The organism is Vibrio tubiashii ATCC 19109 (genome assembly GCF_000772105.1).
Lineage (GTDB): Bacteria > Pseudomonadota > Gammaproteobacteria > Enterobacterales > Vibrionaceae > Vibrio > Vibrio tubiashii.
On sequence record NZ_CP009354.1, the window covers coordinates 1,667,445 to 1,683,436 of the forward strand.

Annotated in this window: 20 protein-coding genes; 3 read left to right on the plus strand and 17 right to left on the minus strand. The window is 42.3% G+C overall.

Going from position 1 to position 15,992, the window contains the following annotated elements; genetic code table 11:
* From IX91_RS07520 to IX91_RS07530, 3 genes are all read right to left on the minus strand, one after another.
* Positions 1-1,662 (minus strand): 4Fe-4S dicluster domain-containing protein, encoded by a 1,662-nt coding sequence (locus tag IX91_RS07520; RefSeq protein ID WP_004745960.1) that lies wholly within the window; start codon positions 1,660-1,662, stop codon positions 1-3.
* Positions 1,663-1,839: 177 nt separating this feature from the next.
* Complete coding sequence (locus IX91_RS07525) at positions 1,840-2,361, minus strand: DUF3306 domain-containing protein (protein ID WP_004745962.1); 522 nt, start codon at positions 2,359-2,361, stop codon at positions 1,840-1,842.
* Positions 2,351-2,815, minus strand: coding sequence for a DUF3305 domain-containing protein (locus IX91_RS07530; RefSeq protein WP_004745963.1), 465 nt, complete (start codon positions 2,813-2,815; stop codon positions 2,351-2,353). Before IX91_RS07530 ends, IX91_RS07525 begins: the two co-directional genes overlap by 11 nt.
* Positions 2,816-3,058: 243 nt before the next feature.
* Between IX91_RS07530 and IX91_RS07535 the strand changes: the two genes are divergently transcribed.
* Both IX91_RS07535 and IX91_RS07540 read left to right on the plus strand, forming a co-directional pair.
* The gene (locus IX91_RS07535; protein ID WP_004745965.1) at positions 3,059-3,877 is read left to right on the plus strand and encodes a formate dehydrogenase accessory sulfurtransferase FdhD; all 819 of its coding nucleotides are present in this window, start codon (positions 3,059-3,061) and stop codon (positions 3,875-3,877) included.
* 175 nt (positions 3,878-4,052) lie between these two features.
* Positions 4,053-5,945 carry a methyl-accepting chemotaxis protein gene (locus IX91_RS07540; protein WP_004745967.1) on the plus strand — a complete coding sequence of 631 codons (1,893 nt, stop codon included), beginning with the start codon at positions 4,053-4,055 and terminating at the stop codon, positions 5,943-5,945.
* Positions 5,946-5,989: 44 nt separating this feature from the next.
* Here IX91_RS07540 and IX91_RS07545 read toward each other — a convergent pair whose 3' ends face one another.
* The 13 genes from IX91_RS07545 to IX91_RS07605 all read right to left on the minus strand — a co-directional run bounded on the left by IX91_RS07545 (position 5,990) and on the right by IX91_RS07605 (position 14,060).
* Positions 5,990-6,523 (minus strand): lipocalin family protein, encoded by a 534-nt coding sequence (locus IX91_RS07545; RefSeq protein ID WP_004745969.1) that lies wholly within the window; start codon positions 6,521-6,523, stop codon positions 5,990-5,992.
* A gap of 33 nt (positions 6,524-6,556) precedes the next feature.
* On the minus strand, positions 6,557-7,054 hold the full coding sequence (locus tag IX91_RS07550) for a GNAT family N-acetyltransferase (protein ID WP_004745970.1): 498 nt from the start codon (positions 7,052-7,054) through the stop codon (positions 6,557-6,559).
* A gap of 7 nt (positions 7,055-7,061) precedes the next feature.
* On the minus strand, positions 7,062-7,364 hold the full coding sequence (locus IX91_RS07555) for a DUF1330 domain-containing protein (protein WP_004745973.1): 303 nt from the start codon (positions 7,362-7,364) through the stop codon (positions 7,062-7,064).
* A 37-nt stretch (positions 7,365-7,401) separates the two neighbouring features.
* Positions 7,402-8,019, minus strand: coding sequence for a LysE family translocator (locus IX91_RS07560; protein WP_004745976.1), 618 nt, complete (start codon positions 8,017-8,019; stop codon positions 7,402-7,404).
* Positions 8,020-8,166: 147 nt separating this feature from the next.
* Entirely contained in the window at positions 8,167-8,502 is a 336-nt protein-coding gene (locus tag IX91_RS07565) for a hypothetical protein (protein ID WP_004745977.1), read from the minus strand.
* Positions 8,499-9,344, minus strand: coding sequence for an NAD-dependent epimerase/dehydratase family protein (locus tag IX91_RS07570; RefSeq protein ID WP_004745979.1), 846 nt, complete (start codon positions 9,342-9,344; stop codon positions 8,499-8,501). The genes IX91_RS07565 and IX91_RS07570 overlap by 4 nt, the downstream gene beginning before the upstream one ends.
* Before the next feature lie 381 nt (positions 9,345-9,725).
* Positions 9,726-10,157 carry a GFA family protein gene (locus IX91_RS07575; protein WP_338131584.1) on the minus strand — a complete coding sequence of 144 codons (432 nt, stop codon included), beginning with the start codon at positions 10,155-10,157 and terminating at the stop codon, positions 9,726-9,728.
* 117 nt (positions 10,158-10,274) lie between these two features.
* Positions 10,275-10,793, minus strand: a complete 519-nt coding sequence (locus tag IX91_RS07580) for a GNAT family N-acetyltransferase (RefSeq protein WP_004745982.1) — start codon at positions 10,791-10,793, stop codon at positions 10,275-10,277.
* Between the two features lie 157 nt (positions 10,794-10,950).
* A complete protein-coding gene (locus IX91_RS07585) occupies positions 10,951-11,895 on the minus strand; it encodes a D-2-hydroxyacid dehydrogenase family protein (protein ID WP_004745983.1) in 945 nt (314 codons plus the stop codon).
* A 108-nt stretch (positions 11,896-12,003) separates the two neighbouring features.
* Positions 12,004-12,393: a DUF4345 domain-containing protein gene (locus IX91_RS07590; RefSeq protein ID WP_004745984.1), complete on the minus strand. Its 390-nt coding sequence runs from the start codon at positions 12,391-12,393 to the stop codon at positions 12,004-12,006.
* Between the two features lie 126 nt (positions 12,394-12,519).
* Positions 12,520-12,918, minus strand: a complete 399-nt coding sequence (gene fos / locus IX91_RS07595; RefSeq protein WP_004745987.1) for a FosG/FosC2-related fosfomycin resistance glutathione transferase — start codon at positions 12,916-12,918, stop codon at positions 12,520-12,522.
* Positions 12,919-13,052: 134 nt separating this feature from the next.
* Positions 13,053-13,568 carry a GNAT family N-acetyltransferase gene (locus IX91_RS07600; RefSeq protein WP_004745988.1) on the minus strand — a complete coding sequence of 172 codons (516 nt, stop codon included), beginning with the start codon at positions 13,566-13,568 and terminating at the stop codon, positions 13,053-13,055.
* A 36-nt stretch (positions 13,569-13,604) separates the two neighbouring features.
* Entirely contained in the window at positions 13,605-14,060 is a 456-nt protein-coding gene (locus IX91_RS07605; RefSeq protein ID WP_004745990.1) for a GNAT family N-acetyltransferase, read from the minus strand.
* 326 nt (positions 14,061-14,386) lie between these two features.
* Between IX91_RS07605 and IX91_RS07610 the strand changes: the two genes are divergently transcribed.
* Positions 14,387-15,343 (plus strand): IS110 family RNA-guided transposase, encoded by a 957-nt coding sequence (locus IX91_RS07610; protein WP_004749128.1) that lies wholly within the window; start codon positions 14,387-14,389, stop codon positions 15,341-15,343.
* Between the two features lie 40 nt (positions 15,344-15,383).
* On the opposite strand, the gene IX91_RS07615 is transcribed toward IX91_RS07610, so the two are convergent.
* Positions 15,384-15,806: a VOC family protein gene (locus IX91_RS07615; protein ID WP_004744059.1), complete on the minus strand. Its 423-nt coding sequence runs from the start codon at positions 15,804-15,806 to the stop codon at positions 15,384-15,386.
* Positions 15,807-15,992: the final 186 nt, after the last annotated feature.

Here is a 15,992-nt window from a genome sequence, read left to right on the forward strand (position 1 = left end):
TTAATAATTTAATTGCTTGGTTGGGTCTTCTGCCATGGACTCAAACATGTCCACCACTCGGCAGTCTTCACACATAGCAATGCGATTCAGAGCTGCTTCATCGGCAAAATGAGAGTGACCGCGTAACTTACTTTGTAGCATGTCAATCATCGACTGCGGTGCAAAAGGTTTGTGGCAGCGTACACACTCGGCTGCTTTTTCCTGATGGATGACTTGGGCTTGCTGGCGACTCTCTTTGTCCCAGTTCATACGAGGCGTCAGAGTCAAAACTTGTTCAGGACACGCTTTAGCACATAGCCCACATTGAATGCAGTCTTGCTCGACGAATTGAAGTGAAGGAGAAGATCCATCGGTGTGTAGTGCTCGGGTAGGACAAACCGCGACACAACTCATACACAAGGTACAATCTTTACTTTCACAGCTGACATTACCGTAAGGCGCACTTTCTGGCAGTTCAACGATGTTCTCAACAGGAATACGAGCTTGTGCGAGAGAATCCAGTGCGGTGAAAAGACGTTGACGTTTATTCCCTTGAAGATCGCCTAATGCCAAATCAAACGATTCGGTGCAAAGCGTTGGTGCCCCTTCTCTCAGTGATTCTAGATAAAGAATATCTATGGTCTCTTTTGCAATGCCGAGCTGAGTCAGTAATTCTTGCGCAGTAGCCACTTCGTTATTGAGGACACGAAGAATAGTTTCTGGCATAAAACGACTAGCGGCAAACAGTACTTGAGTAGCCCCATTCACTAATGCTGCAAACCACGAATCAATTCCAACTGAAGGCAATTCTTCTACAACAACAGGAACCACATTATCTGGTAGTGCTTTAAGCGTCATGACGTTGTATTGTTCATGGCGTGAGCTACAAATTAAAACAATAGGATCTTGCCCGCCCGCTTGCTCATAGTTTGCTAGTGTGCGTTCTATGAATTTCTGGGTTTCTTGCGGAGTAGGAAGCGCGTAATGAATCGCCTCTGTCGGACACGCGGTTGCACACGTGCCTACGCCTTGACAAAGGTAAGGGTTAATTTCAATTCTATGCCCTGTTTTATCTGTACCTTCACTGGATAATGCACCGGCAGGACAAGCATCAACACATCGCTCACACCCTTTCACGCCACGAGAGCTATGCGCACATAAGTCTGTGTTTAAACGAAAGAACTTGGGCTTATCAAACGTGCCCATCAAAGTCGGAATCTCTTCCAGCGCCTCTGCGAGTTTTGGATAACCGCGCCCCACAGGGTAATAACCAGGTACTGGGACTTCTTCACTCATGCAGCTGCTAAGGCACAAGTCTAGAACGATATCGAAGCAATCATGATTGATGGCGACTTGCGCAAGATTACTTTCAATTCCGTTGTTCTCGGTAACGACAGTAAACGTCCCTAGAAAACCCGATACTTGAACTGAGCTAGCAAAATAGAGGTTGTTAGACTCACCTTTCTCACCGTCAGTAGAAAGCAAGGTGATACTTTTTAACTGCTCTAACTGAGCAGCGGCGCTCTCAATAATGGATGTAGGCCCCACGATGAGTGTATTTCCACCACTTTCATAGCTGACGGTTGGTGGAATAAGATTGGTTAGCTCAACGGTATTCTCAAACGCATAGCGTCGTGCCTTTCCGTTTGCCGATGTTGATTCTTGTAGTAGTTCTTTTAGCATTGCTCTGTTCCAGTAGAACGGAATATTCACTTAGGCGAGTAAAAGCAATTGCTGTACCAACTTTATATACCTATTAAATCAATGCTTTATGGTAATTCGATGACCAATTACACAATAAAAAAACGGAGTGAGACAATTTGTCCCACTCCGTAAATTGATGATTTAGTCAAAATGTACCTATTCTTTGTGTGGTATATTTTGTCCCACTGTTTCCGTACTTTCTACCGATTGCGAAGAATCGCTCATCGTTTGTTCTTCAACTTCATCATGCTTAGCTAAGTCTTCATCACTGCTTATCAACTGAGCATTGCTTTCCATCTCTTCTTCATCAGATTGCATCCAATCGCGAAGCTTTTCAGCAACATCTGAAGAGAGGCTTTTTACCGCTTTATAGTCGTGGTCATAATCATTCAAGCCATCGACTTCACTAAATTGACCCGATAAGAACAGCTTTCTTAATGCGGCTTTTTTTAACGCAGATTCAGCTTCTGAAGCGAGAAGTGAGGCGATGTTCGTCTCAGGTTGCTCCGTAGCTTCAACCTCTTGGCTACTTTGTTCTATAGCGGCTTCTGGTTCCCCTGCTGTCTCTGACTCGGTTTTGACGACATCTTGATCGAGCTCGGCCAAAGGCTCATCCTGAGAAGCGCTTTCACCTTCTAACTTCTTTTTAGACCAACGATTAAAAAAACTAGTTGCCACTTGCTCTACCTGCCCCTTTACGTTTTTTGCGCCTTTGTTCGAGTAGCTCCCCATGTCGACCTATAAAGGCTTCCATCCACGCTTGAACAGGGAGTGGCATATCATTAGAAAGCACCAAGTAATCGCCATCCATATACTGGCCTGCAACACTTTGTGACGCCGTAAGCGTAACGATGTTTGGCGTCTCATCAGAGTCGACATTGTCTAAAACCAAAAATAGTTTTGGCTGAGTTGAGCTTAGGTTAAATCGATAATCGGTGCGCTCATCTCGGTGTAATTGAAGCATCGCAACCGAGGTATTTGCTTGGTTTGGAGTAAGGTCGAATGAAGCTAACTGCCATTGTGTCGTCGTCCATAGACCTGTGGCGATTTCATGTGCGACAAGTTGGCATTCAATTGGCCATAGCTCTTCAGATTTTTCTACTTTTTCAGTCACAGTTTGATGTTTTGACATGGTTCACCAGCGTCGAATTTGATATTTAATGGATTTACACAAATCACTTAAATAGAGTTATATGCTCATGCTGCAAGCAATATCTGTACCCATAACTGACTTGCTCTATATTCAACCAATTTAGTTGAAATTTCTGACTGAGATGGCGTTGGTTTGTCAAAATTAGAGGATCGACAAATAGGAACGCTAATTGCAAGCAACAAGTAGCAAAAATAATACTGAGAATTTAGATAGGAAACGTCTGTGGTTAAACCAAACATTATTAAAACCAGTGAAAACCCTTTGCAAACCATCGAAGTAGAAGTGTTTGATGAATACGGTGAAAGGCTGACCAAGCAGATCGCCTGTGAACGCCCTCTTACGGTGATGCTAAACTGGAAAGAAGTCGTAACCTTAATGACGCTTGGGTCTCGCCCTGAGTCCTTGGTTCTCGGATATTTGAAAAACCAAAGCTTTATCAGTGATCCTGAATCGTTGGAGTCTGTCATTATTGACTGGGAAACGCACACTGCAGCGGTAATCACTAAAGAAGGCATTCAGCAAGTCGAAAGCGCACTCAAGAAAAAGACCGTCACTTCTGGCTGCGGGCAAGGCACCATGTATGGCAATGTGATGAAGCAGCTCGAAGGCTATCAAGTACCTCAAGTCCCTCTCAAGCAATCTGAAATCTATTCCGCGCTGGAAGCATTAACTCATTACAACGACACGTATAAAAAAGCGGGTGCGGTTCATGGTTGTGCGGTGTGCAAAGGTAATGAAGTCCTCTCTTTCGTTGAAGATGTGGGTCGTCACAATGCCGTAGATACGTTGGCAGGTGAAATGTGGCTTAATCAAGAGTCTGGTGAAGACAAGATTTTTTACACAACCGGTCGCCTTACTTCTGAAATGGTGATTAAAGTGGCGCAAATGGGGATACCAGTTCTGTTATCTCGCTCTGGTGTTACGCAAATGGGGTTAGAGCTTGCTGAGAAGTTTGGCATTACCACGATTGCTCGTGCAAAAGGTTTACGTTTTCAGGTCTTTACAGGTGCCAGCAAGATTGATTTCGACGTAAAAGGCTAATCTTGTAATCGTTCCTACCACATATTAAACGCATCGTCTGGATGCGTTTTTTTATCTCTCGAAACTTGCAATGACGCGATGCACTGCTATTAGTTTTATATATGTGTCATAAATATTTTATAAAATTGTCATATAAGTAAGCTACCGACGTCACTAGGCTATCAGGGAGGTGTTCATGGACGATTCTCCAGGCACTCAGCATTCTAAAGGCTTTGCTTTATCTATTCGCGCAAAACTGTTTCTTATTAACGCCATGCTGTTAATTTTTGTTGGCCTCTACGGCTTTGTGGAGCACTCTAGCCTCGAGCGACTCCAGTCCTTAGAGCATGCTGCGAGCCAAAACCTCGCTAGTGAAGTCGATCTATTGATGCTAAGACGCCATGAGAAAGACTTCTTAGCACGTAAAGACCTTAAGTACCCAAAGCGATTCGATTCAACATTTGATCAAATGACGGCACGTCTAGCAGACTTGTCTAATACCTTGGTGCTCAACGATCTTGACTTCACTTCTTCGACCAAAACAATTTCGCAGACACTTGAACAATATCAAGCTCAGTTCCATCAACTGGTTAATCAAGTCAATCTGCTTGAAGGAAAAGGCAGCGAAACAAGTTATATCAATCAGTTGGAGCGAGCTCGCCTTGAACTAAGACAATTGGCCGTTGAGCAACGTGACATTAACTTAAAAGTCGCCCTATTTGAGTTAATGGAAGCGGATTTCCGATATCTATCCGATATATCGAAAGAGAGTGAAACTCTTCTGGTCAATGCGCTAAGTCAGTTTGAATCGACTGTCGGGCAATACCCACCGATAGCGAATTACTTCTTTAACTATCGCTCAAAAGCGGATCAACTGATCAATGCTAGAACGTTACTAGGCTACAGCGCTAATGAAGGTTTACGGGGGCAATTGAGAAGCAATGTTCATAATACGGAAGAAGAAATTGCCTCTTTGCAGTCTACTATTGTGCAAGAAATATCATTAGCGACGGTACAAGTTAAGCAGCAGCTGCAAATAATCGGCTTAGTCATGGTTACCCTACTCTCTTTACTGCTGTTTATGATTGGTAGAAGTATCCTTAAACGGATCAAAATCATTAATACCTTAATGAAAGATATTGCATCAGGCAGCGGCGATCTCACCGTCAGGATGAACGCCAAAGGTAATGATGAACTAGCTCAATTAGCTAACTCATTCGATACCTTTGTCAGCCAGTTACACACGCATATAAAAGATGTCGCCTCGGTGATGGAAGTACTCAGTGAAAGTTCATGCAGTTCTGAACAAGCGGCTTCGAAAAGTATGAAGAACGCCGAGCAGCAGAAGCTAGAATCAGAGTCTGTAGCCACTGCAGTTAATGAGTTGGTCATGACGACTAATGAGATCACCGCGAATATTGAGTCTGCAGCGCACAATGCCGAGCGCGTGAAAACAGAAGCACAGAATGCGCTAGATATGACACATGCAACAGGCGACCGAATTGATGTGTTAGCAGCAAGTATCGAAGAATCTCAAACCCACGTTGTATCACTTGAAGAGCAAAGCCGAGAAATCAATCAGGTGGTATCTACGATTCAAGGCATTGCGGAACAAACCAACCTACTTGCACTTAACGCCGCTATAGAGGCAGCTCGAGCGGGTGAAAGTGGTCGTGGCTTTGCCGTGGTGGCGGATGAAGTTCGTCAGCTTTCATTAATGACCAATGACTCTACTCATCAAATCGAATCAACGATTCAGTCACTGACTCAGGGTATTTCGCAAACGGCCAATCAAATGGCAACCAGCGCAGCTCAGGCAAGAACGACCAACGAACACACTCATAAAGTGGTGGAAGCCATTGAAGGTATCAGTGAGCAGATTGGCGAAATGTTTGATATGAACACACAAATTGCGACTGCCTCTGAGGAGCAATCAATGGTCTCTGCTGAAATTGATCGCAATATCACTGAAATTGCGCATTTGGCGGGCAACACCTTTGAGGTAGTGTCAGGCTCTGTAAGGTGCAGTGAGCAAGTATCAGGAGTTAGCCACAAACTTGAGAAAATCGTCGCGCAATTTAAGTACTAATCGCAGACTTATAAAAAGAGCCTCTGCGGAGGCTCTTGGTTTACCTAACTTTGAGGCTGTTCTACAAAGATCAACTCGTCAGTATTAAACCCTCGCTCTTTGGACATGGTTTTAAACTTCTCTATCACAGTATTACTAACTGTTGGTGTCCGAGCTAATAGCCATAAGTACTCATTGTTAGGTCCAGACACAAACGCATAATCATAGTTACTACGTTCTAACTCAAACACCACATAGGAACCATAAAAAGGCCCGAAAAAGGAAACTTTTAAATACCCTTGGTTCTTCGCATCGACAAAGTACGCTTTTCCTTCAGCCTCTTTCCAATGTTGAGATTCGCTGTTATACCCGCGATTAATGACCTTTACCCCGCCATCATCGCGTAAGCTGTATTCTGCGGTAACTTGTGTAAGCCCTTGTTCAAAAGAATGGTCTAAACGAGCTATCTCATACCATTTACCAAGATAGTTAGTGAGTTCAAAATCACCAACAGGTGTCACTGACTTTGGCATTCCCAAGCAAGCGGTCAAAGTGAAAACCGTACTAAGTAATAGAACCGTTTTAAATGTTACCTTCATACACCAAACCTTATGGATTACATATTTCGTCGTTTACACTGAACGCACTAATCGATAGCGCCTCACCACACCTTCATTTTTATCCTCGTAGTTACCGAGGTATTCTCCGCCACTCTTTTCTATCACTTTCTGAGAGCTTGGATTATCGATTGAGCACGTCACGATAACAGGATCGGTCACAACATGAGCGCGAACCCAGCCGAGCAAATAAGAAGCAACCCCTTTACCTCGGGCAGATGGCCTAGTCTCGTAACCAATATGCCCAATCACATTTTCTACGTTAGCGTTACTTCCTCTCCTTACCCGAATCGCACCTAAAATCTTGTTATCCTTAAGACAATAATATGTGGTACTGGGGAGATAGCCATTTGGTAATTCAGAGGTTTCTTGAGAACGTGATATCAAACCAGATAAGTAGCTTTCCGGGTCACGCTCTACATTGGCATATTTAGGAATTCCGGATTCATAGCACTCTTTAGCATAACTCGCGAGCAAAGGCGCTAAGCCTAAGTTTGCTTCTACTACTTCCATGTAATAATTAAACCTCTTTGTTGTAACTCGAAATAATCGTTGTATGAGATACAGCCGTATCAAAGAGTTGCTCCTTTACTTTCAAATACTCACTGTCTGTAAAGAAATTTTCGGCAACGGATTGATCTGGAAACCGTATCGTAAAGACTCGATTAATGGGTTTATCGACTTCAGATCTGAGAACCTCTGAAACAATGAAGTCAAAACCGAACTCGCCTCCATATGAAGTGAGGATAGGTTTCATAGCCGCTCTATAGTCTGAATATACTTCATTATCTGACACGTCTAGACCAACTAAGAACTCGTACATACTATCGTTTCCTATTTTCGTTGTTACTGTGTGAACGTCATTGTTGGCGACTAAACAACAAACTTGCCCCTGACATCGCCAAAAAGGTAGCGCAACCTCTGTTGAATCGCTTTGTCATTTTAGGTTTAGTGAACCATCGCCTTAAATATATTCCGAATATGGCATAAATAGATATTGCGGCCATTTCTAGTATCAGGAAAGTCACACCTAAAGCGAAAAACTGTTCCTTTACATTAGCCGAAACATCAACAAACTGCGGAAGGAATGCAGTGAAAATCAATATAGCTTTGGGGTTACCAGCTGCTAGAAAAAATTCTTGCTTCGCTAAACCCAACCGGCTTTGAGCATCTGAAAACTCCTTTATAGGGTTTGACTCTGAACGCCATAGGTTAAAAGCAATCCACAACAAATACGCTGCGCCTGCTATTTTTATGGTCAGAAAAAGGGTCTCGGAGGCATATAAAACGACTGCCAGGCCAGAAGCGGCTAACGCAATCATTACAGAAAACGCTGCTATTCGCCCAAGACCAGCAATGAAAGCAGACTTGAAGCCGTAACAACGAGCATTATTCATAGATAATAGGTTATTTGGGCCAGGCGTCATGTTTAGCGCAAAACACACAGGTATAAAAAACAGTAGCTTCCAGATTTCCACAATATTCGCTCCATGAAATTAACGCTAGATTAAGGCTTTAGTACGGCTTCGACTAAAATCTTAAGCACTAAGGCCAATTTAAACAGAAAATACGAAGCTTTGGGAATCTGACTTAAACATTTCTTACGTTAGCTATCGATTATAACTCTATCTCGATGAGAATGAGATCTCAGGCATTTTGGCTTTAAAACCTACTTTTATTTCGCTACAACACAAACCAAACTCCCAAAGATCGTCTTCTTTCTGATACGAATCAAACCGGATTATGTCCCAGGGTAAGTTAAAGTCGGTACAGGAATCTTGAGTGCCGCTATCGGCTTCAATGTAGCTCATTTCTAGTTCACTAAAGACGGCTACGGCTTCATCTTCGAGGTTTTCCCAAGGTGCAACAACTAACGTTAATCCTCTCTCGGACAATGAAAAAGCTTTAAGAGCGTGTGTACCTAAAGATCTAAACAAACGTTCAGAAATTTCCTTACTCATTCCAAGCTCCTATCACGGTTGTTAAGTGTGCTTTCTATATAGCTTCTGATGGATTCTGTCGATTCCAGCAAAGCACTAATTGGAAGTTTGAGATTTAGCTTTTCGATTTCTACTGCCGAAGAACCATGGCTCTTCTCAAAGTCACTCCAACTACTCTTGCTAACCTGTTTGACTATATTAAAGTCAAGTAGTAACTGGGAAAACGCTAGAGGACTATACCCCTCAGTCTCAGCAATAAAATGTTGTGCTGAGGGATGTCGACTTTGTACCAGTGCCAAATAGAATCTAGCAATATCATTAACATGGATGTATTGGTTATAACCTCGAGAAGGTACCGCTACTTGGAAAGTCTTGTTGGGCAAAGAGTCTACAATTCGCTTTAACTGACAGTTTTCACCACCGTATACCAAACTAGGACAGTAAACTACATGCCACTTTTCTGTTATGGCGTAATCTATTGTCATTGTATCTAGCTTCACAACGTCCAAAGGTTTCAGTTTAAAGTCTCTGAGATCGTCTTGAGATGCATTGCCGAATAGCCAAATGCCGGAGGTGTGGATTTTTGTCGCCCCTTTAGCCGCTAGGCTGTCCAGTTGCGTCAACAGTTTGAATTCCCTATCAGCAATTTCCTCTGGTGAAAATTCTGACCAATGTGGACGAGCGCAATTTATAACGATATCAAAGTAACCAGCAAACTCTGTTGACGCGTTTGCTAGCTTCCCACCATGCGCTACTACACCTCTAGACCGGCAAAAAGTTGAAACATTAAAGCAATTTTCGACAAATTTTTTAGTAACGTGGCTGCCAATATATCCATTGGCTCCAGCGATAAGTACTTTCATTGTTTCCCCTAGACTTTAGAATACATACAACTCTGCGTTGGATAAGGCTTACTACCAAAAAAGTCAACCTAAGCCATAGTAATTACTAAACTCAGCCTAACGAAAATGCCAATGGTTAGCCGTCACTCTTCAGCGATTTCTTATGTTTTTACACAAATAATCATTCGATAACCAAAGTAGACCAGAGAAAAGAATTGCCCCAAATACTGTCGGTATTGAGAAACTAAGTCCTGTAGTTAAACTATGGCGAAGAAAGCCCTTCTTTCGTCGTCTCAACCAGTTTACTCGTTCAGTTCTCTTCATTCCCTCAATCCATTAGTATTTTTGAATAGGGTCATAACGTTAGTCATGTATTGTTGCGCAATGCTTTCAAGTGTTCGACTAACTTGTACACCCTTCAGTATAAGCTGGCAAGTCGCTCTGTAATTGACACCAATTAGCCTTATAACCTATGTAGATCTGAGCATCGACTTTTACAGGTATATCAACATCAAATGCCGAAATAGCCAACTCGATGTTTTCTAGCGACTCACCTTCCACTCTGAACCCTAGACTCGAACCACAGTTGGAACAGAATGTTCTTGTAGTGCCATTTAATGCAACAAACTCTTTAAGGAAGTTCTTACCTGCAAGCCAGCTTAAGACTTTAACCCCAACTAAAGTACCAAATGCAGCACCGTGAAACTTTCGGCACATGGAGCAATGACAATTAGCTACTTTTTCACTAAACCCCTTAACTTTAAATCGTATACTTCCGCATAAACATGAACCTTCGAATCCTGTACTCATCCTGAATTTACCTCCTTGTTGCATAACGCTTTGCTCAGGGGTAGATAACTGCCTGAACACCCAAACAATGCCACCGTTACCACTAAACTTAACCAAACCCAAAGTGACAAATGTTAGCCGTCTCCTTCGAGTAATTTTCGGCTAAGCACAGGTGTTAAGCCAGTAATACTGAACTATGCCTTTCTGTCCTGATACTTGCTTTTCTGCCTCAAGAACACCTTTGTTGTACTTGATAGCCTTTACTGAACCAAGGTTGGCCTTGTTTACCGTTACTAGTGCTTTATCAATGCCGATACTCTTAGCCTTCGGTAAGGTAAGTTCTAAAATACGCTTAGCGTACCCTTTTTTCCGTTCTGATGGCTTGATTCCATAACCAATATGACCGCCTAAAACCAATAATCCATCGTTCAGCTCATGTCTTAGATTAGAGCACCCGACAACTTGGTCATTTTCGTCAATAAGCCAAAAAGAACTATGTGCGACAAAACCTGGAACCTCCTCGCCTCTTGAGTAAGCAGACAACCTATCAAGCATCATAGAAAAGTCTTCATAATTTTCAGCTAACACGAATGGAACAAACGCCTCTTCTCTTTCAGAGAACTCACGTACCATTTCAATATATGACTCTTGATATTCAACCCTTGGAGTTACTAACTTCATCCTGAATTCCTCTGATATATATCACGCTCTATTAAGGTGTGAACAACACAATACCGACCACCTTAAACACTAAATTCAATGCGTTTTGTAAAAATGCTAAGCGTTGCAATCACTCTTAAACGGGTTGTTATAACAACGATCTCCTCGAGACAGATATTTATGCATTACCTTGTTCAAAAGCTAAAATATTCTCGAATGCTATTTTGAAGTACAGCTCATAACTATTTTGCTCTACGTACCCTAAATGGGGAGTAGCTGTGACATTCGGCAATGACAGTAAAGGCTCGCCATCAAGCGATGCCGGTTCATTGTCAAATACATCAATGGCTGCTCGCTTAGTTGGTACGGCCACGAGCTCATTATAGAGTGCGGAGCTTTCCACAAGCTCTGAGCGACTAATGTTTACAAATAAGGAGTCGGGTTTCATTAAGCTTAAGTCTGAAGCTGCTACGCTCGCCCTAGTTACTTCATTCAAACGTAAGTGAACTGACACGATATCCGAACCAGAGAAAAACGACTCCTTTGACGCGGCAGCTTCAAAGCCATGCGCAAGTGCAAGGTTTCTTGATTGCTCGCTACCCCAGACAACCACTGACATATCAAATGCTTTCGCATATTGAGCGATTCGTCGCCCAATTTTCCCGTAGCCCCATATACCAAGCTTCAAACCCTTTAGTGTACGACCTAAACCGAGTACACCCGAGTTTTGCCATTTGTCGTTTTGGAGATTGGATGAATAAGTTGGTATGTGGCGACTCGCCGCCATAATAAGTGCCCAAGCTAACTCCGAAGGAGCTACAGGTGAACCACGTCCCTCCAAAACCTTTACTCCATACTTTTCACATAGGTGAACGTCAATATGGTTGCTAACTTTACCTGTTTGGCTAATAACTTTCAGATTAGGTAGCTGTGCAAGCAGAGACTCTGTAATGACTGTCCGCTCTCGGATTAAAACAAGAACCTCTGTGCCTTTTAGCTTAGCAACCAGCTTTGCTTCAGGAAGTGTTTCGTTCAAGATGGACACATTGTGATGTGAGAGTAATTCAAAACAATCTAACGTTCTAACCACATCTTGGTAGTCATCTAAAACTGTTATGTTCACGGAAATCTCCTTGTTGTTATAACGCCCTGTTAAGTTGTTAACGACGCTTGCCTATATTTTGTGAGAAACGAAAACGGCAAGCGTTACAAATCCATCATGAATAATTTGTTAGGTATTGGATTTCGGTGCCATTGACGTTTTTAGGTATAGAGCCAATAACCCAAACACGAACTCCGCGACTAAATAAACGTACATTAGTGTATTAGGTTGATCGTCAACCAAGATACCTATTAGCCGACCAAACGCCATAGATAACAACGTAATAGCAACAATAATTAAAGCCAAAGTGATATCTTGCTTAATTTTGAGTACGAGTATTAAAGCTAGACCGATTGCGAACTGGGCACCACCATATGTAGCCCTAAAATCAATAGTTGCTGAGGTAGAATTGGGGCTTGAGCCTGTAATTAAGTTTGCCATTTCTATCGGGAACACAACAAAAATAGCTCCGTAGAACAAAAAGAATAGCGCAGTTAAGTAAACTAGTAATTTCGACATTCCTACTCCATTAGTAACGGTGAACAACGCTTACCACCCCACTTAAACTAACTGCCGTAAGCCCTGTACCAAATGAGAACTAACATTGCCGAATGTTGACAGTAAGTTATGAGCGGTTTGTTATGTTTAAAGCCACACGAGCCCACTGTATGGCTTCATTCTTAGAGTTTCTAACCTGCTTTCCAGCGAACCTGCATGTATCTCTAGTTTATGACCATCAGGGTCTAAAATATAGAGTGACTGCCCTTCACTTTTGTTCTCTTTCCAAACTTGTACACCCAATGAAACGACACGCTTCGAAAAGGCTTCAAATTCTTCAGCTGCAATATCAAAAGCGACGTGGGTATAGTCGGCTTTTGGGCAAGGTTCATCGAGTGAAAGACAAAACCAGAGCTCACCTACAGATAAATAAGCTCCCTTGTCCCACTTCACATGTGTAGTGAACCCCAAGACATCTCTATAAAACTGAAGAGAGGCCCCCAAGTCACGTACTGCAATAGTGATATGATTTAGCCCTAAAATCACCGCTTCCTCTATTAAACTTAAGCTTAACCTGCTGCCAATACACAACACCTAAGAAGACTACCGAAATCATTAAACTCAACTCAAATCAAAACCGTCAAGTGTAACGGGTCGCCTTAATTGCTTGTTAAGTGAATTTATAGATAAGCTGTATAAACGCAAACCTCACGCACGCCACCTTGAGTTTGAATTGTTTTGGTTCCTACATACGTTGTACCCAACTTACTTATGACTGACTTTGAACGCACATTGTCAGTTAGGTGCATTATTTTGAGTTTGCTGAGACCTAAATTCTCTCTCGCGTACTCGATTAGAGCTCTAGAGCCTTCCGTCGCATAACCAACGCCCCAAAAAGGAACACCCAACCAGTACCCTAGTGTCCCTTCACCTTCTTCAAGTCGAGGAAAACTGACCGCCCCAACCAATGTATTGCTATTCTTTAGAACCAAAGCGTAAACGACACCTTTACCACTGTTGAACAAACATTGGTGCGTCTTAATCCAGTCAATAGCATCTGTTAACTCGTATGGATGTGGGATATTCGCTGTCATATCCGAGATGACTTTTTCACCCGCTAGTTCAGCAACTCTTGCTGCATCATGTTCGATGAAAGGCCTGAGAATTAGTCGATTCGTTTCTATTGTTTTTTGCATAAATTCCTATTCACCTAGTGCCGCCTTAACGCTTTGTTATGAGGCAACTTGAAGAGACAAAGAAAGGAAGTTTTCATCGCTTTCAGTCACCTTGTAACCAAGAGATTTGTAAAACCTTACCGCTGACTCGTTTCTAGTAAAGCTTGATAAGGTTACGTGACTACGCCCTTGCTCTAGCGCTATTTCGTGAACCATATTCATTACCCTGCCACCCAATTTCTGATTTTGAAATTCTGGAAACACAATGAGTAAATGTACATGAAGTGCATCGTCGTAAGGCTTGAAACATAGCATTCCTACTCTCGTGTTATTGAGATAAGCCCAGTGAAACCAATGCGGCTCGTAGTCACTTTTTAAGCGATTGACCTGAAACTCATCACACCAACCAAAGACAGCATCAACATGCGAATAAAGTCCTTGTTTCACAACAGAAAACAGACTTTCAAACTCATCACTTTCTATTTGTACTAGTTGAATATCCATATGCCTCATAACGCCCTGTTAAGGGGTGAACAACGCCTCCACCCAAACCTAAAGCATTGTGCCATAAACACTAAATTTGAAGTAGAATCAAAAGTGCCGAGCGTTGTGAATCCCTCTTAAATTGCTTGTATGGATAATAAGCTCTCCAATCGGGTAAAGTGAGACCCAGACTTTAGCTGCAACTAAAGTTCTTCTATCTGATAGTTCGATTAAATGATGGCTCCTCTATCGAGAGACCGATAACAAGTTCGAACGTCAGATAGAACTCCAAGCACCACACTCGAATAGTCTTCTGGGTCTCGAGCCCGCATTTGCAAGCAAGAGTTAAGCTTATTATGAATACAAACACACTTCAAAACATTAATGTCGGCGTTGATACTGGCAAATCACAATTAGATATTTATATCCGTCCGCTCGACATTTACTTCACCGTTCCTAACAATGACAAAGGCATTAAAGAAGCCGTCAGAGCTATCGCTAAACACCAACCTCAACGTGTCGTGATTGAAGCTACTGGACGATTAGAAATGCCCTTCATCCTTGCTTGTGACCAAGCAAAGCTACCCTATGTCATCGCAAACCCTTTGAGAATAAAAAGGTTCGCTGGTGCTATTGGACAAAGAGCTAAGAACGACCGTTTAGACGCCGCGCTCATTGCCCACTATGCTGAAAAAGTTCAGCCTGACTTAACCGAGCTAAAAGCCGAAAATATCCGATTAATGAGTGACTTAGTATCAAGGCGAAATCAGTTACTCTCCATACAGACCATGGAAAGAAACCGACTACAAATATTGCCAAAGAACATCGCCTCAACCATTACGCCCATCTTAACCGCTCTTAAAAATCAAATTGAAAAAGTAGAAGCCAAAATCTCAAAGCTCATCGATATCTCACCTGAATATCAGACTAAGAATGAGATACTTCAAAGCATGCCTGGAGTCGGTAAAATACTGGCCGCATCCATCATCAGTAACGTCCCCGAACTTGGTTACATCACCAATAAACAAGCCTCTAGCTTGATTGGTGTAGCCCCCATCGTTAGAGAAAGTGGTCGTTACAAAGGAAAGCGCATAATACAAGGAGGTCGGACTCAAGTTAGAACCGTTATGTATATGGCAATGATGTCTGCCATCCAATGTAACCCTGTTTTTAAGACTACATATGAACGATTACTTGCGGCAGGAAAACCCAAAAAAGTAGCCATAGTTGCCTGCATGAGAAAGATGGTTGTGATCTTAAACTCGATGCTCAGAGACGGTGTAATGTGGGATAACAATAGCGCCAAAAATTAACTATTGACGCCATAGTCTCTTGTTATGCGATTTTCACAACTTACTCATACAAGTACATTTCATCTTCTACGTCAGACAAAAACTCTGTTAATTCCCACTCAAAGCCAGCTTTGTCGAAAAAATACGCCCTTTTTCGATATGCCTCTTCGGGAGCAAAAATACCTCTACGATAGCCTTGTTCAATCAGCCGGCTCTCTATAGCTTCAAGATCATCCACAACCAAGCCAATATGGTTTAGACCGTAGTTTTTATACGTTTTTTGAAAATTTTGGGGAACAAGTGAGTCTAGATGAGGCTCTTGAAGTGCAAAATAGCTTTGCTTGTTGCCCACATGAACCCAACGATGTCTATCTGAAGTTTTAACATCTTTTCGTACATTAAAGTCCGGAGCTACAATAACTAAAAATGCCAATGCAGCGTCAATATCTGGAACTGTAATATTTAAATGCTCGATCCTTGTCATATTCAAATATATCCTTTTTCTCAATGAGCTAAAGTATCAACTCAAAGCAACCTAACACCTCAACTTAACTTGAGGTCAAGCTAAAATTTACTCCATCGCATAACGCCCTGTTAAGGTGTGAGCAACACAATACCAAAGCCGCTGCATACCACCTTAAACACTAAACGCAACGCATATTGAAAATGC